The sequence below is a fragment of the Marivirga lumbricoides genome (assembly GCF_014636295.1).
In the GTDB taxonomy this organism is placed as follows: Bacteria; Bacteroidota; Bacteroidia; order Cytophagales; family Cyclobacteriaceae; genus Marivirga; species Marivirga lumbricoides.
The window spans coordinates 14698-29429 of the sequence record NZ_BMEC01000004.1; the positions used below are offsets into that span (position 1 = coordinate 14698).

Below are 14732 nucleotides of genomic sequence, written 5' to 3' on the forward strand. Positions count from 1 at the left end.
GTTTTATGTGAGCATTTTTTTGCTCCCGATACCAAAAATTCATTAGATCACTTGAAGCAGGTATGCTGAATTAAGAGAAGTTAAAATTACAAATGAAAAGACCTTTAATACTTGTAAGTAATGACGATGGAATCACCAGTAAGGGGATTCGACATTTAGTAGAAACAATGAAAAGCCTTGGAGAGGTAGTAGTAGTGGCTCCCAACAGTCCTCAATCTGGTATGGGGCACGCAATTACTATAGGAAATACGCTAAGGTTAGATCCTACTGATATTTACGGGTCAGATGTACAGGCATATGAGTGCTCTGGAACTCCGGCTGACTGCGTTAAATTGGCAAAGCATCATGTGTTAAAAGATAGAAATGCTGATCTGATTGTCAGTGGGATTAATCATGGAAGCAATACTTCTATCAGCGTATTGTATTCAGGCACTATGTCGGCAGCAATTGAAGGAGCTGTAGAAGGAGTTCCTTCCATAGGCTTTTCATTGTGCGATTATGGGCACGATGCTGATTTTGATCATACTTTACCCTATGTAAAGGCAATTGCAGAACAGGTATTAAAAACAGGTTTGCCAAAATACACAACGCTTAATGTTAATTTTCCTCCTAAAAGAAATGAAGACTTGAAAGGTGTGAAAATCTGCAGACAGGCGCATGCCAAATGGCAGGAGGAATTCGATCAACGTTATGATCCTAATGGGAGAAGGTATTTCTGGATGGCAGGAAACTTTGTTAATCATGATAAAGGAGAGGATAATGATGAATGGGCTATTGCAAACAATTATGTTTCGGTAGTGCCTTGTCAGTTTGATTTAACAGCACATCATACCATCAGTGTATTAAATGATGAGTGGGATATAAATATAAAATAATAATTTAAACTAGTAAAGACATGGCTAAGAAGAAGGAGATAGGTTATGAGGAAGCGCTCAAATCACTGGAAGCTTTACTCTACAAAATTGAGAATGACGATATCCCGATGGATAAACTTTCAGCAATGGTAGATGAGTCAATGGAATTACTAAAAATCTGTAAAGCAAAGCTGAGAGGTGCAGAGGAAAAGGTAGAACAATCTTTTCACGAGCTGGATAATTAAGCTTTCGTAATTAGAACAAAGTCTCAATAAAATAATTTATGCCATCGATTAAAAAGTTACAGTCCCTAAAACTGTATAACACTTTTGGCTTTGATGTTTCAGCTGAATATTTAGTCATTATATCATCTGTAGAAGATCTAAAGGAACTATTTTTAACAAAGGAATGGCACTCTTACCCTCATTTGATAATTGGTGGAGGCAGTAATATTTTATTAAGAAGAAATTTTAGAGGATTAGTTGTAGTTAATGCAATTTCAGGAATTGAGGTGATCTCTCAAAATGATAACTTTACTTTAATAAAAGCAGGAGCCGGTGAAAATTGGCATCAATTTGTGCTCTACTGCATCAATAAAGGATTGGGGGGAATAGAGAATTTATCTCTGATCCCCGGAACGGTAGGAGCCGCTCCCATGCAGAATATTGGTGCATATGGAGTGGAGATTAAAGATACTTTTCATTCTTTAGAGGCTGTTGAATTAGCTACTGGTCAATTACATACATTTAATGCAGAGGATTGCCAGTTTGGTTATCGGGAGAGCATTTTTAAGCATCAATTTAAAGAGAAGTACTTTATTACTTCTGTTACTTTCAAATTGATTCCTGCAGAAAAACATGTGCTTTCCCTGGACTATGGCGCAATAAAAATACAGCTGAAGGAAGATGAAATTGAATCGCCTACCATAGAAGATGTAAGTAAGGCAGTGATTAAAATCAGACAATCAAAATTACCTGACCCAAAAGAAATAGGAAATTCAGGCAGCTTCTTTAAGAACCCTACTGTACCTAAGGAGAAATATGAAGAGCTGACAGGCAAGTATCCCGAAATACCCGGTTATATTCTTAATGAAGAAGAAGTGAAGTTAGCAGCAGGCTGGTTAATTGAGCAGGCTGGTTGGAAGGGCTACTGTGAAAACGGAGTGGGAGTGCATGCAAAACAGGCCCTGGTACTGGTTAATTATGGTGAAGGAAATGGTGAGGCAGTTGAGGAACTGGCAAAAAAAATTCAGGATTCAGTTGCTGAAAAATTTGGTGTGCAACTAAGTCCTGAAGTGAATTTTGTGTAATTTATTTGATGGCTTTCTTCTGGTTCAGTTACCTGATTAAGTTAATTATGAGTGAAACCTGTAAATTTTCGTCAGTGCCGTTCTCATCTAAATCCACAGCAATAGTTTGATCAAGCATAAGATTCATTGTGTTATCAGTAAGGTTGCTTACGCTGAAAATAATCTCCTCTTCATTATCCTCCTGAGAAATTACTAACTGATTGTTGCTGAACGAATAAGTAGCTTCTTCCTCAATATCTTCTTCTGATATGATTACTACCTTATTATCTTCACCAAACTGAATTTGAAAACTCTCAAACAGAGTGCTCGAGTTGGGGCTTAGCAATATATTAAGCAGCAGGCTTTCTGTTTCATCTAAACCCAATAATTCAGGTGGTACATCAGTAATATCAACACCATTAATTGATACATCAGGGTCTAACTCACTTATTGTCCATATACCAACAACTGTTTCAGGATCGGTATTTTTGTCTTCATCTTTGCTGCATGCCTGTAACATTAAAAGAGTGAGTGAAAATAAAAATGCACTTTTAATTAATTTTTTCATTTTATGTATATTTATATTAAATCATATGTGTAACATTCTGTAGATTTCCTTCATATTTTTCTACATCAACGCCAAATTTCTGCAAAAAGTCTAACCCCTCATCGGAAGCCAGCCCTTTATATTCTGCGTAGGAATTAAGATAAATTACCTTTTTTATCCCCATGCTAAATATAATGCGTGCGCAGGAAAGGCATGGAGATAAAGTTACATATAAAGTTGAATTTTCTACTGAAGCTTTATTTTTTACAGCGTACATGATGGCATTCTGTTCGGCATGGATGGCCAACATACAACTTCCTTTTGAATCACTTCCGCAGCCTTTGTCCGGAAATTCTTCATCGCAGTTATGTGTTCCCGCTGGTGGACCATTATAGCCGATAGAAATAATCCTGGTGTCCTTTGTAAGAACAGCACCTACGTGGCGTTTAATACAATGGGATCGTTTAGCCAGATTTACGGCTAATTCCATGAAAATATCTTCAAATTGTGGTTTTTCCATAAACAAATATAAAGCTTACTTAGTAGTAAGAAATGAAAAATTGTAAATTGCTTTCAAATATTATAAAAAAACAAATTAACCATGAAAAGAATATTAAGAACGACTTTTTTATTTTGCTTATTGGGGGGCATCTTAACTTTTGATGCACTGGCACAGGATGCTCTAAAACAAAAGCCCAGCCCGCTTGGCTTGGTTACTTATAAGTTTGAAGATGCCTATGTAAAGGTAACTTACAGCAGGCCACACCTTAGAGGCAGAGATGCTTTCAAAGAAAATTCTGAGTTGGCTCCATTAGGTAAAGTATGGAGAACAGGAGCTAATGAGGCTACTGAAATTACTTTAACAAAGGATGTTACGTTAGCAGGCAAAGCAGTGCCAGCTGGAACTTATACCATTTTTACAATTCCTAATGAAAAGACCTGGACTGTAATCCTTAATAAAGACCTGGGACAGTGGGGAGCGTATAAATATGATCCCGAGCAGGATTTTGTGCAGTTTGAAGTGCCTGTAAGTGAGGCAGAAGAGAGCTATGAGCCTTTTACAATTATGTTTGATCAGAAAAATGGTGAAGTAAGTATGCAGATGGTATGGGATAAAACTTTAGTTACTATTCCTATTGAGTTTTAATATCAAATAATATTTATATATTTAATGGAAGCTACCAATTTGGTAGCTTTTTTTATTTCTCAACAATTGGATAAGCTGTTATATGAAAATTGTTAAGGAGTTTAAAGAATTTGCCATCAAAGGAAATGTTTTTGACATGGCAGTGGGTATTATTATAGGTACTGCTTTTACCAAAGTGGTCAGTTCTTTTGTCAAAGATATTTTAATGCCTTTGTTGAGCCTTGCTATTGGAGAGGTAAACTTTACTAATTTAAGTTTAGTATTGAAGGAGGAAGTGAAAGATGATTCCGGTACTGTAGTTCAGGAATTAGTGGCACTTAACTATGGGGCTTTTATTCAATTTATACTTGATTTTCTGATTATTGCGTTTTGTATTTTTATGGTTGTGAGAATATTTAACAGGTTAAAGCGTAAGTCAGATGTAGTAGAAGTAGTTGAAGTGCCTACTCCTAAAGATATTGAACTTTTATCTGAGATCAGGGATTTACTGAAAGACAGGAAGGGATAGTAAAATGAGTAGGTATTGAAAAATACTGCTGTATATCCTTTTTCGATTTTATAACTCGTTTTTTCACCTGAATCTCACCAGATATGGCAGACAGAAAATACAATAGTTTTAAGGAGTTTTATCCTTACTATCTGACAGAACATCAGGATGCTACCTGCAGAAAGTTACACTTTATAGGCACCGGCTTATTATTTGCTATCCTGGCCTGGGTGCTTGCTACTCAAACATGGTGGGGTCTGTGGCTTATCCCTATTACTGGATATGGTTTTGCATGGGTGGGTCATTTCTTTTACGAGAAAAATAAGCCTGCTACTTTCGAGTATCCATTATGGAGTCTTGCTTCAGATTTTAAGTTGTTTTTTGATATTCTTGCAGGGAAACAACCCTTAAGCCCGCCTAACAGAAACTAACCATTGATGTACTAATACAAAAAAAACCGGACAGTTGGTAAAACTATCCGGCTTAGTATTGTTAACTCAATTATTGCTTATTTTCTTCTTCCTCCGCTACTTGCTTTTACACGAGGCCGACTTCCTGAACTTCTCTTACTGTCACCAAATCTACCTTTAAATCCGCTTTTGGCTCTTGGGCTTTCACCGCTTCCTCCAGAACTTCTTCTTCTGCGATCGCTGCCTTTTCTTTCTCCACCACCAGTTTTGGGTTCTGCCGAAACTTTTCTACCGTCAAACTCACTGTCATTCAATGCATTCATTACAGTTTTTTCATGCCGAGCCTCTACTTCCAGAAAGCTGAAATTCCTCTGAATGTCAATTTTACCAATATCAATTCCATTAGGGATTTCTTTTAATCCATTCATGAAACCAAGTAATGTGCCCGAGTTTAAATTATCTTTTTCTCCTATATTAAGGAATAAAGTAGCATAATTACCGCTCTTTCTACCACCACGGTCACCTCTGTCAGCATCTCTTCCCCCTCTTTCTCTGGTGTTCAGGTCATTAGAGTTTTTGTAGTATTCTAAAAACTTATTGAATTCTAAAGAAACAAATTTCTTAATCAGTTCCTCTCTGCTTAAGTCTGCAAACCTGTCACTAATGTTTTCCATTAATGGGTTTAATTGCTTTTCATCAACTTCAGTTTCAAGTACTTTATCAATAAAAGAAAACAATTGCTTTTCAATAACTGCTTCACCTGCCGGTACTTCACTCTTAACAAATGGCTTACCAATAATTTTTTCCAGCTGACGGATTTTGCCTGAATCTTTTGGTCCTACAATGGCAATAGAAATACCTTCTTTTCCTGCTCTTCCTGTTCTACCACTTCTGTGAACATAGGTTTCTAATTCGTCAGGGATGTTGTAGTTGATAACATGTGTGATATCAGTAACATCCAAACCTCTTGCAGCCACATCAGTCGCTACCAACATCTGTAAATGTCTTTTTCTGTAGCGCCCCATTACGGCATCTCTTTGTGCTTGTGACAAATCACCATGCAAACAATCTGCATTGTAACCATCAGATACCAAAGCATCAGAAATTTCCTGCGTTTCTCTTCTGGTTCTGCAGAAAATAATAGCATAAATATTTGGGTTCATGTCAGCAATACGCTTTAACGCCAAATACTTATCTCTTCCATTTACTACATAGTAATAATGCTCAATTTTATCAGCACCCTGGTTTCTTTTTCCAGAAGAAATCTCCTCTGGTGATTCCATATAATCGTTAGAAATTCTTAACACTTCTTTGGACATGGTAGCCGAGAAGAGTAAAGTCTGTCTGGTTTCAGGTGTGTGAGATAAAATAAAATCCAGGTCGTCTTTGAAGCCCATATTAAGCATTTCATCAGCTTCATCAAGTACAACCCACTGAATATCTTCTAATTTTAATTTTTTACGGTTGATCAAATCAACCACTCTTCCGGGAGTACCTACAACAATTTGAGCACCTTTATTCAAAGATTTTATTTGACCTTCAATGCTTGCACCTCCGTAAACCGGCAATACATCTAATTTCTTAGTGTATTTAGTAAAAGCATCAAAATCGTTAGCTATCTGAATGGCTAATTCACGCGTGGGGCATAAAATAATAGCCTGCGTTTTATTAGAGTCAGCATCAATCTGGTTAATTACCGGTAAACCAAAAGCTGCAGTTTTACCAGATCCTGTTTGCGCTAAAGCAATTAAATCTTTGTTAGTGTTTAATAAATGTGGGATTGTTTTTTCCTGTATAGGAGTAGGGTTCTCAAAGCCGATTTCTAAAATAGCTTTAAGAATTTCAGGCTTTAGGCCTAATTCTTCGAATGTTAGCATTTGTGTGTTTAAAAAATTTAAACCCAAAGCCATATATTCGAACCTTTCGACTAGCCCCGGATTTCAATATTACTGCAAAGGTAGGAATAGTTTTTCGATAAATAGCAAATGATTTCTCTAATTTATTTTTCACTTGCCTTAAACTCCTCTCCATTTATAATATAAATGGCTTTAGCAGTAACTAATAAAGCCATTATCGGTATTAATAAATAAGATATTGAGCAATAAAATGAAAGATATTTATCTCTGACTATTAGCTCATCTTTTATTCAATCAGGCAATCAACTATTTCAACTTATGTCACGACTTCTATTATTGATTATAAATACGATCACTCTTATTGCAGTAATTATTGTTAACGGATTAGCTGGTTCAGGTGCGCTTCAAGGGAAATCTGTAGGTGAAATAAGTCAAAAATATAGCTCTCTCATTACACCGGCTGACTATGCCTTCTCTATTTGGTGGTTTATTTATTTGTTACTCATCGCTTTTATAGGCTTCCAATGGTGGTCATACTACAAAAAGACTAATCTGGAAAGTATAGATCAAACAGGGAGTTATTTTTTTGTTTCCAACCTGGCCAATATGGGTTGGTTGCTTCTCTGGCTAAATGAGTATATAGGTCTTTCTGTAATCGTGATGTTTATTCTATTATTCACCTTGATCAGATTGGGTATCCGATTGAATTTGGAGATATGGGATGCTCCTGTAAGAATTATTGCTTTTATCTGGTGGCCTATTGGTATTTATTTAGGATGGATAATTGTTGCTTCGGTAACCAATGTGGCTGCTTATTTGGTTGCTATAGGTTGGGATGGCTTCCCTTTTACACCACAAGTATGGACTATCATATTAGTATTGATTGCTATGGGTATTTATTTATTCCTGATGTATAGCAGGAATTTAAGGGAATCTGCAATGGTAGGAATTTGGGCATTTATAGCAATAGCAGTAAAGCAATGGTCACTAAATACAGGAATTGCCAGCACAGCAATTGTGGCATCATTTATTTTATTGGTTGCCTCTATGTATCATGGGTATAAAAACAGGAGTACTGCACCAGATAAAAAAATGAAGAGGGGAGAGGTTTGAGAAAATTTTTTGCATTACCTAAAACAAAAAGCCACAACAAATTGCTGTGGCTTTTCAATGTGTAATGCTGAAAAGACATTTACCCTTTATAAGTCACTCTATAAATTAATCCTGCTTTATCATCACTAATAAGCATAGCACCGTCTTTAGCAATTAATACATCAACAGGTCTGCCCCATGCCTCTTGCTCTTCTTCATCCAGCCAGCCATCAATAAAGGTTTCGTAGGTAGGCTTACCATCTTCGGCCTTGTTAGATACCATTTGAATTCTATAGCCAATCTTTTTGGATCTGTTCCAGCTACCATGTTCAGCAATAAAAATCTGATTTTTATATTCAGCAGGAAACATACTGCCAGTATAGAATTTCAATCCTAAAGGAGCTACATGAGGCCCTAAATTTCTATACGGCTTTTTAAATTCTTCGCAACCTCTTAGCGTTCCGAATTCAGGGTCGGCTATCTCCCCGGAATGGCAAAAAGGAAACCCAAAATGCTGACCTTTTTCAGTAGCTATATTCAACTCACAGAAAGGTACATTATCACCCATTAGATCCCGCCCATTATCCGTAAAATACAGGTTGTTGTTTTCCGGGTGCCAGGTAAAACCAACGGTATTTCTTATACCTTCTGCAAAAATTTCGAATCCTGTTCCATCTGCATTCATCCGGGTAATACTTGCATACACATCCTCTTCAGGATTACAAAAGTTACATGGGGCACCCACAGGAACATATAATTTTCCATCTGGTCCAAATGCGATGTATTTCCAACCATGATGCTCATCCGTAGGGAATTCATCATAAACAACCGTATAGGAAGGGGGTGTCTCCAGGTTGTTTTCTATATCAGCGAATTTCAGAATTCTGCTGATTTCGGCAACATATAAATCACCATTTTTTAAAGCCACTCCATTAGGGGATTTCAGGCCTTCAGCGATTATATATTTTTTATCTGCAACACCATCATTATCTGTATCTTTCACAGCATATACTTTATCTTCTTGTCTGTTGCCAATAAACAAAGTACCACTCTCTGATAATACCATGGATCTGGCATTTGGTACTTCTGCATAAACAGAAATATGGAAATTTTCAGGCAAATTGATAGAGGCAAGTCTTTCATCACCGCTGTATTGTTTTACCTCCTGAATAGGCTCTTCTATTTCTTCTTCCGTTACAGTTTCTTTTTCTTCTGTCTTGTTTCCGCAAGACCACAGTATTGCTAAGAGTGCAATAGAATATATCTTTCTCATATGCTTATTTAAGTGCTTCATTTAAATTATAAATAGTTAATTATTGTGAGTAAAATTGAGTCTTATTCAACCTGGGAAAAGTTATTTCATAGGTTTAGCCCGCTAAACCTCTTCCGTTTCATCCATTAGTTTCTGCAGTATTTCGGCTGCAGCTTTGGCAATTACAGTACCGGGGCCAAAAACAGCAGCCACTCCTGCGTCATACAGAAATTGATAGTCTTTGGGAGGTATTACCCCACCTGCTATGATCATGATATCTTCTCTTCCTATTTTCTTAAGTTCGTTCACTAGTTTAGGAATCAGTGTTTTATGACCTGCAGCAAGACTTGAAGCACCTATAATATGCACATCGTTTTCGGCAGCTTGCATAGCTACTTCTTCTGGCGTCTGAAAAAGTGGTCCGATATCCACATCGAAACCCAGGTCGGCAAAGCTGGTGGCAATTACTTTTGCCCCTCTGTCATGCCCGTCCTGTCCCATCTTTGCGATGAGAATTCTTGGTCTTCTACCATCCCAGGCTGCAAATTTATTAGTCAGTTCCTGCGCTTTTATAAATTCATCGCTACTGCCCGCTTCTCCGGAGTATACACCTGATATTGAGCGTATGGTAGCTTTATGTCTTCCGAAAGAGTTTTCCATGGCGTCTGATATTTCTCCTAAAGTAGCCCTGTTTCTGGCTGCATCTATTGCCAGGTCTAATAAATTACCTTCTCCCGATGCAGCAGATTTTGCCAAAGCTTTGAGGGAAGCTTGTGTTTTTTCTTCGTCTCTCTCAGCTTTTAAACGTTTAATCCTTTCTATCTGAGATTTTAAAACTGCTGTATTATCTACTTCAAGTAATTCAATATCGCTTTCTTCATCTGTCTGATAACGATTGACACCCACTATTACATCTCTGCCTGAATCAATTCGGGCTTGTTTTCTGGCGGAAGCTTCTTCAATTCTCATCTTAGGAAGTCCGGTTTCAATGGCCTTAGCCATACCTCCTAATTCTTCTACTTCTTCAATGAGTTTGGAAGCTTTTTCCACTAACTGATTGGTGAGATATTCTACATAGTATGAGCCTCCCCAGGGATCTACTGTCTTGGTAATTTTTGTTTCTTCCTGAAGAAATAGCTGGGTATTTCTGGCAATTCTGGCAGAGAAATCTGTTGGCAGTGCTATGGCTTCATCTAAAGCGTTAGTATGAAGCGACTGGGTATGTCCTAATGCTGCAGCCATTGCTTCTATACAGGTTCGGGTAACGTTATTGTAAGGGTCCTGCTCTGTTAGGCTGTAGCCCGATGTCTGGCAATGGGTTCTTAAAGCAAGAGATTTCGGGTTTTCAGGGTTAAATTGTTTTACTATTTTGGCCCAAAGTAACCTTCCTGCCCTCATTTTAGCTATTTCCATGAAATGATTCATCCCTATAGCCCAAAAGAAAGAAAGGCGAGGGGCAAAGTCATCAATTTTTAGTCCTGCACTTAAGCCTGCTCTTATGTACTCTAAACCATCTGCTAAAGTATAGGCAAGTTCCAGGTCCGCAGTAGCACCTGCTTCATGCATGTGGTAGCCACTGATGCTGATAGAATTAAATTTAGGCATGTATTTGCTGGTGTACTCAAATATATCTGAGATGATCCGCATAGAAGGCTCAGGCGGATAGATATAGGTGTTTCGCACCATGAACTCTTTCAAAATATCATTCTGAATAGTGCCGGAAAGCTGCTCCGGCTTCACACCTTGCTCTTCTGCTGCAACAATATAAAAAGCCATAATGGGAATTACAGCACCATTCATGGTCATAGAAACTGACATTTTATCAAGTGGAATTCTATCGAAAAGCACTTTCATATCCAGAATACTGTCAATAGCTACTCCGGCTTTTCCCACATCGCCTTCTACGCGAGGATGATCGGAGTCATAACCTCTATGAGTTGCCAGGTCGAAAGCAACGGATAAACCTTTTTGCCCTGCCGCTAAATTTTTCCTGTAGAACTCATTAGAGGCCTCTGCTGTAGAAAAACCTGCATACTGCCGGATTGTCCAGGGCTTTTGGACGTACATAGTAGGGTAGGGGCCTCTCAAATGAGGCGCCTTTCCTGCGATAAAGTTCAGATGTGGTAAGCCTTCAATAGACTTAGCATCTAAAACGGGAGGAATGGTGATTTTTTCCGGTGTTTCCCAGGTTGCCACTTCTCCGGTCTGAGTCTGCCTGGCTTTTGGCTTGTTTAAGTTTACTTTAGAAAAATCAGGTCTCATATCTTATTTAATTCCTAAGTCCGTTAACAATTGATTTAAAAATTCTAATGTAGGGCTTTTGCGATGGATGCATCCATATATTCCTTTAGCCTTAAGCTGTTCTTCATCAGACTCCATTCCTGCAATCAGTACTTTCGCTGAACAGTTTGCTATACTTTCAGCCAGGTTTTCAGGCCGGTCTTTGTAGCATACTACGACTAAATCAGAAGAGCAATTTTGTAGGTTTTCTTTCAGATCATCCTCACTTTTTAAAATGGTTTCATCCTGAATGCCAATTCCGGCTATGCCTAAAAAGCTATAGCTAAAATCTGATTTTGCTTTTGCAACAGGGTCTGTATTAAGCAGTATGATAGTAGCCATTGGCCGCCCGGACTGACCTTTTTCTTTTACATGTTTTTCAGTTCTTGCCCGAAGTTTCTCTATATAGTGGGTAGCCCTTATTGGTTGAAGGTATTTATTAGGGTCAGCTTCCTGCTCCATAACCGGATACTCTTCTCCAATTAATTGAAAAGTATTAGCTCCAATAAAAATCTCTTTTCTTTCAGCTACAGCTTTAGCCATTGCCTGCTCATCTGCATTGATTTTTTCTTTTACATACCCGTCTTTAAATAAAGCAGAGTAGGAGCCTTTATTTTCCAATTCAAGAAACTGAGTCCAGGCTTTTTGCTCCAGAGTGTTTAAAATATTATCTAAATAATAGGTGCCTGATGTAGGATCAACAATTTTATCGAGGTAAGCCTCTTCTTTCAGTATACTTGAAACATTGAGGGCAATCCTCTTAAAAGTTTCTTTTGATTTTCCTAAGGAGGCATCATGTGGTTCCACCCATAAGCTATTGCAGCCGGCAAGAATGGCAGACATAGCTTCAGTACTGTTTCTCAACAAGTTTACATTAAAGTCCAGCACCGATTTACTTCTTTTACTGGTTTGGGCATGAATAATGATTTCATTAGCTGAACCTTCATGTTCATACGCACTCATTATTTTTAATACTGATAACTTAAAAGCTTTAATTTTAGCTATTTCAAAGAAATAATGCCTTCCGAAAGCAAAAGAAAAACTGGTGGCATTAAAAATGGAACTTGTATCCAGCTGAAGTTCAGTCAGCACATCAAGGTACTCTGTAAACTTTGAAAGTGTGAAACTCAATTCATGAACAATATTGGCACCAGCATTATGGTAAAGGCAGGCATCAATATGGAAAGATTTAAAGTGAGGAAATTCTTTGTTTAATGAGATAACAGAAGCTAATTCCTTATAACTTTTTTCAATGTCAGTGTCTACTCCTATATCACGACTGACTAAAATGTCATAGAAATAGGCGCCATTTATATTTTGTGCATTGTGTTTTTTAGTTTTAAGGAAATGAAAATAGTCTTTTATTAGGTTAAATTGAGCTTTTGTGGATTCAAATGATATGGCGCAAAATTCCGGTTGTATATTCTCTAACAACAGATTTAAATCAGGTGTCTTCTTATCGATATTAAAAATAATTCCGTCAGCCCCTTTATTAAGGGCTTCTAAAGCTTCGCTATTGGCAGCTTTTTCATCTGTAACAATAATTTTAAATTGGTTTATCCAATACCGAGGTGATAAACCTGGGTTTTCGCTTTGGAAAGGATTAGATATAAGCGGTTCAGATTGTTCTTCCGGAGTATAAAAAGGCAAAATAGGAATGCCTTCAGGCGTATCAGTTATTAAAGAGTTAAAATCTTTTCCTTTTAATCCTTTTTCTATGATTTCTTTCCATTCTGCTGCTTTGCTTTCCTTAAAATCTACAAACGGATTTACTTTACTCATACCTTTATATTTGTTTAATAGTTAAAGGTAATATAATTCTCATTTTTCTAAGAATGATAATTCTTTAAAAGGATTTTTATTTATTATATTTAACGATTAAACAGTGTGTTGAATGGGCTGAGACAAAAAAGCGAAATGAATTAATATGATTTTTTAAAGAAAATTCTTTTGATAATAGAAGATTAATTGTCCATATCTGATTTATTCCCCTGTCAAGTAAAAACGAATTTTTTTGTTCTCTATTTTTTCACCAAATTTGTCAGCCCGTTGAATATTAAGGGAATAAAAATACAATCCTACAAGCTTTTGTGTTAATGGTTAAAGACTGTCAATCAGTATGGAATAATTGTCTCCACTCAATAAAAGAGAGTGTGGGTGAACAAAGTTTTAACACTTGGTTCTCTCCTGTTGAGCCAGTGAAGTTGGAGAATAATGTATTGACTATCCAGGTACCAAGCCAGTTTTTTTATGAATGGCTGGAAGAACACTATGTACACATACTAAGAAAAGTGATTCATCAGGAATTAGGGCCTGAAGGTAGATTAGAGTATTCTGTGATTGTAGATAGGGGGAATGAAAAATATAAACCTTTTACAATCAACCTGCCTAATAATAATAAAAGTGATAAGCCAAAAGAGGTAAAGAAAGAACCTGCTTTCTCCAATCCTTTTACCTTAAATGGTGTGGATTTAAGCCAGCAGAGCTCTCAATTAAATCCTAACTATACATTTGACACTTTCATTGAAGGTGATTGTAACAGACTAGCCAGATCAGCCGGTTATGCGGTGGCTAAAAAGCCTGGAATAACCTCTTTTAACCCGCTCATGGTATATGGTGGTGTAGGTTTAGGTAAAACTCACCTGGTACAGGCAATAGGTAACGAAATTAAAAATACCCTGGAAGGTAAATTTGTATTGTATGTTTCTTCTGAGAAGTTTACGAATCAATTTATCGATGCCCTAAGGAACAATAAAATACAAGATTTTTCTAATTTTTATCTCCACATAGATGCTTTAATAATTGATGATGTTCAATTTCTAGGAGGTAAAGAAAGAACACAGGAAATTTTCTTCCATATTTTTAATCACCTGCACCAGAATGGTAAACAAATCATAATGACCAGTGATAGACCTCCGCGGGATCTGAAAGGTTTGGAAGACAGACTACTTTCCCGTTTTAAGTGGGGTCTTACTGCAGATTTACAACAGCCGGACTTGGAAACGAGAATTGCCATCATTCAAAATAAAATGCAAAGTGATGGCATTCATATCCCTAGTGATGTGATTGAATATCTTGCTTACAGCGTAGATACCAACATACGTGAATTGGAAGGGGTATTGATTTCTCTTATTGCACATGCCTCTTTAACCAGAAAGGAAATTGATCTGGAACTGGCAAAGCAGACTTTGAAGAATATCGTTCATGATATTGAATCTGAGGTAGGGATTGATTATATCCAAAAAACCATTTCTGAGCATTTTGCCGTAAAAATGGATGATTTAAAGGCAAAAACAAGGAAGAAAGAAATAGTAATTGCACGCCAGGTGGCGATGTTTTTCTGTAAAGAACATACCAATCATTCTTTAAAATCAATTGGTTATCATTTTGGTGGAAGAGACCATTCTACTGTTATTCATGCAGTACAATCTGTAAATGACATGATGCATGTAGATAAAAACTTTAAAGAACAGATGGAAGAATTGAAGAAGCGATTTAAAATGAAGAAGGTTTAAATCG

General features: G+C 37.1%; 14 protein-coding genes. 8 read left to right on the forward strand and 6 right to left on the reverse strand.

The features are described 5' to 3' along the window. Positions 1 to 92: 92 nt before the first annotated feature. Genes surE through murB form a run of 3 tightly spaced genes read left to right on the forward strand, consistent with a single transcriptional unit; the run spans position 93 to position 2163 of the window. The gene (surE, locus tag IEV85_RS07045) at positions 93 to 875 is read left to right on the forward strand and encodes a 5'/3'-nucleotidase SurE (RefSeq protein WP_188461656.1); all 783 of its coding nucleotides are present in this window, start codon (positions 93 to 95) and stop codon (positions 873 to 875) included. 20 nt (positions 876 to 895) lie between these two features. Further along, a complete protein-coding gene (gene xseB, locus IEV85_RS07050) occupies positions 896 to 1099 on the forward strand; it encodes an exodeoxyribonuclease VII small subunit (RefSeq protein WP_188461659.1) in 204 nt (67 codons plus the stop codon). Positions 1100 to 1137: 38 nt separating this feature from the next. Then, positions 1138 to 2163 carry a UDP-N-acetylmuramate dehydrogenase gene (gene murB / locus IEV85_RS07055; RefSeq protein WP_188461661.1) on the forward strand — a complete coding sequence of 342 codons (1026 nt, stop codon included), beginning with the start codon at positions 1138 to 1140 and terminating at the stop codon, positions 2161 to 2163. Between the two features lie 28 nt (positions 2164 to 2191). Here the strand turns inward: murB and IEV85_RS07060 are convergent, their stop codons facing one another. After that, positions 2192 to 2710 (reverse strand): hypothetical protein, encoded by a 519-nt coding sequence (locus tag IEV85_RS07060; RefSeq protein WP_188461664.1) that lies wholly within the window; start codon positions 2708 to 2710, stop codon positions 2192 to 2194. A 16-nt stretch (positions 2711 to 2726) separates the two neighbouring features. Continuing rightward, positions 2727 to 3209, reverse strand: coding sequence for a deoxycytidylate deaminase (locus IEV85_RS07065; protein WP_188461666.1), 483 nt, complete (start codon positions 3207 to 3209; stop codon positions 2727 to 2729). An 81-nt stretch (positions 3210 to 3290) separates the two neighbouring features. Between IEV85_RS07065 and IEV85_RS07070 the strand changes: the two genes are divergently transcribed. The 3 genes from IEV85_RS07070 (at position 3291) to IEV85_RS07080 (ending at position 4754) form a co-directional block, all read left to right on the forward strand. Continuing rightward, positions 3291 to 3836 carry a DUF2911 domain-containing protein gene (locus IEV85_RS07070; RefSeq protein WP_188461668.1) on the forward strand — a complete coding sequence of 182 codons (546 nt, stop codon included), beginning with the start codon at positions 3291 to 3293 and terminating at the stop codon, positions 3834 to 3836. Between the two features lie 82 nt (positions 3837 to 3918). After that, positions 3919 to 4344 carry a large-conductance mechanosensitive channel protein MscL gene (mscL, locus tag IEV85_RS07075; RefSeq protein ID WP_229712528.1) on the forward strand — a complete coding sequence of 142 codons (426 nt, stop codon included), beginning with the start codon at positions 3919 to 3921 and terminating at the stop codon, positions 4342 to 4344. Positions 4345 to 4427: 83 nt separating this feature from the next. After that, the gene (locus IEV85_RS07080; RefSeq protein ID WP_188461670.1) at positions 4428 to 4754 is read left to right on the forward strand and encodes an Mpo1-like protein; all 327 of its coding nucleotides are present in this window, start codon (positions 4428 to 4430) and stop codon (positions 4752 to 4754) included. Positions 4755 to 4831: 77 nt separating this feature from the next. Here IEV85_RS07080 and IEV85_RS07085 read toward each other — a convergent pair whose 3' ends face one another. Next, complete coding sequence (locus tag IEV85_RS07085) at positions 4832 to 6610, reverse strand: DEAD/DEAH box helicase (protein WP_188461672.1); 1779 nt, start codon at positions 6608 to 6610, stop codon at positions 4832 to 4834. Positions 6611 to 6907: 297 nt separating this feature from the next. Between IEV85_RS07085 and IEV85_RS07090 the strand changes: the two genes are divergently transcribed. Continuing rightward, on the forward strand, positions 6908 to 7702 hold the full coding sequence (locus IEV85_RS07090; RefSeq protein WP_188461674.1) for a hypothetical protein: 795 nt from the start codon (positions 6908 to 6910) through the stop codon (positions 7700 to 7702). Between the two features lie 79 nt (positions 7703 to 7781). Here the strand turns inward: IEV85_RS07090 and IEV85_RS07095 are convergent, their stop codons facing one another. The 3 genes from IEV85_RS07095 to IEV85_RS07105 all read right to left on the reverse strand — a co-directional run bounded on the left by IEV85_RS07095 (position 7782) and on the right by IEV85_RS07105 (position 12995). Then, positions 7782 to 8954 carry a DUF7133 domain-containing protein gene (locus tag IEV85_RS07095; protein WP_188461676.1) on the reverse strand — a complete coding sequence of 391 codons (1173 nt, stop codon included), beginning with the start codon at positions 8952 to 8954 and terminating at the stop codon, positions 7782 to 7784. Between the two features lie 102 nt (positions 8955 to 9056). After that, positions 9057 to 11195 (reverse strand): methylmalonyl-CoA mutase, encoded by a 2139-nt coding sequence (scpA, locus tag IEV85_RS07100; RefSeq protein WP_188461678.1) that lies wholly within the window; start codon positions 11193 to 11195, stop codon positions 9057 to 9059. Positions 11196 to 11198: 3 nt separating this feature from the next. After that, positions 11199 to 12995 (reverse strand): methylmalonyl-CoA mutase family protein, encoded by a 1797-nt coding sequence (locus IEV85_RS07105; RefSeq protein WP_188461680.1) that lies wholly within the window; start codon positions 12993 to 12995, stop codon positions 11199 to 11201. Between the two features lie 314 nt (positions 12996 to 13309). On the opposite strand from IEV85_RS07105, the gene dnaA reads away from it, so the two are divergent. After that, on the forward strand, positions 13310 to 14728 hold the full coding sequence (gene dnaA / locus IEV85_RS07110) for a chromosomal replication initiator protein DnaA (protein ID WP_188461682.1): 1419 nt from the start codon (positions 13310 to 13312) through the stop codon (positions 14726 to 14728). The last annotated feature ends 4 nt before the right edge of the window (positions 14729 to 14732 follow it).

Excerpts from the sequence above, each read along its gene's own strand:
- mscL (WP_229712528.1), top strand. The coding sequence starts at position 3,919 with ATGAAAATTGTTAAGGAGTTTAAAGAATTTGCCATCAAAGGAAATGTT.
- IEV85_RS07065 (WP_188461666.1), bottom strand. The coding sequence starts at position 3,209 with ATGGAAAAACCACAATTTGAAGATATTTTCATGGAATTAGCCGTAAAT.
- IEV85_RS07095 (WP_188461676.1), bottom strand. The coding sequence starts at position 8,954 with ATGAGAAAGATATATTCTATTGCACTCTTAGCAATACTGTGGTCTTGC.
- xseB (WP_188461659.1), top strand. The coding sequence starts at position 896 with ATGGCTAAGAAGAAGGAGATAGGTTATGAGGAAGCGCTCAAATCACTG.
- surE (WP_188461656.1), top strand. The coding sequence starts at position 93 with ATGAAAAGACCTTTAATACTTGTAAGTAATGACGATGGAATCACCAGT.
- IEV85_RS07090 (WP_188461674.1), top strand. The coding sequence starts at position 6,908 with ATGTCACGACTTCTATTATTGATTATAAATACGATCACTCTTATTGCA.
- IEV85_RS07080 (WP_188461670.1), top strand. The coding sequence starts at position 4,428 with ATGGCAGACAGAAAATACAATAGTTTTAAGGAGTTTTATCCTTACTAT.
- IEV85_RS07060 (WP_188461664.1), bottom strand. The coding sequence starts at position 2,710 with ATGAAAAAATTAATTAAAAGTGCATTTTTATTTTCACTCACTCTTTTA.
- murB (WP_188461661.1), top strand. The coding sequence starts at position 1,138 with ATGCCATCGATTAAAAAGTTACAGTCCCTAAAACTGTATAACACTTTT.
- dnaA (WP_188461682.1), top strand. The coding sequence starts at position 13,310 with ATGGTTAAAGACTGTCAATCAGTATGGAATAATTGTCTCCACTCAATA.
- IEV85_RS07105 (WP_188461680.1), bottom strand. The coding sequence starts at position 12,995 with ATGAGTAAAGTAAATCCGTTTGTAGATTTTAAGGAAAGCAAAGCAGCA.
- IEV85_RS07085 (WP_188461672.1), bottom strand. The coding sequence starts at position 6,610 with ATGCTAACATTCGAAGAATTAGGCCTAAAGCCTGAAATTCTTAAAGCT.
- IEV85_RS07070 (WP_188461668.1), top strand. The coding sequence starts at position 3,291 with ATGAAAAGAATATTAAGAACGACTTTTTTATTTTGCTTATTGGGGGGC.
- scpA (WP_188461678.1), bottom strand. The coding sequence starts at position 11,195 with ATGAGACCTGATTTTTCTAAAGTAAACTTAAACAAGCCAAAAGCCAGG.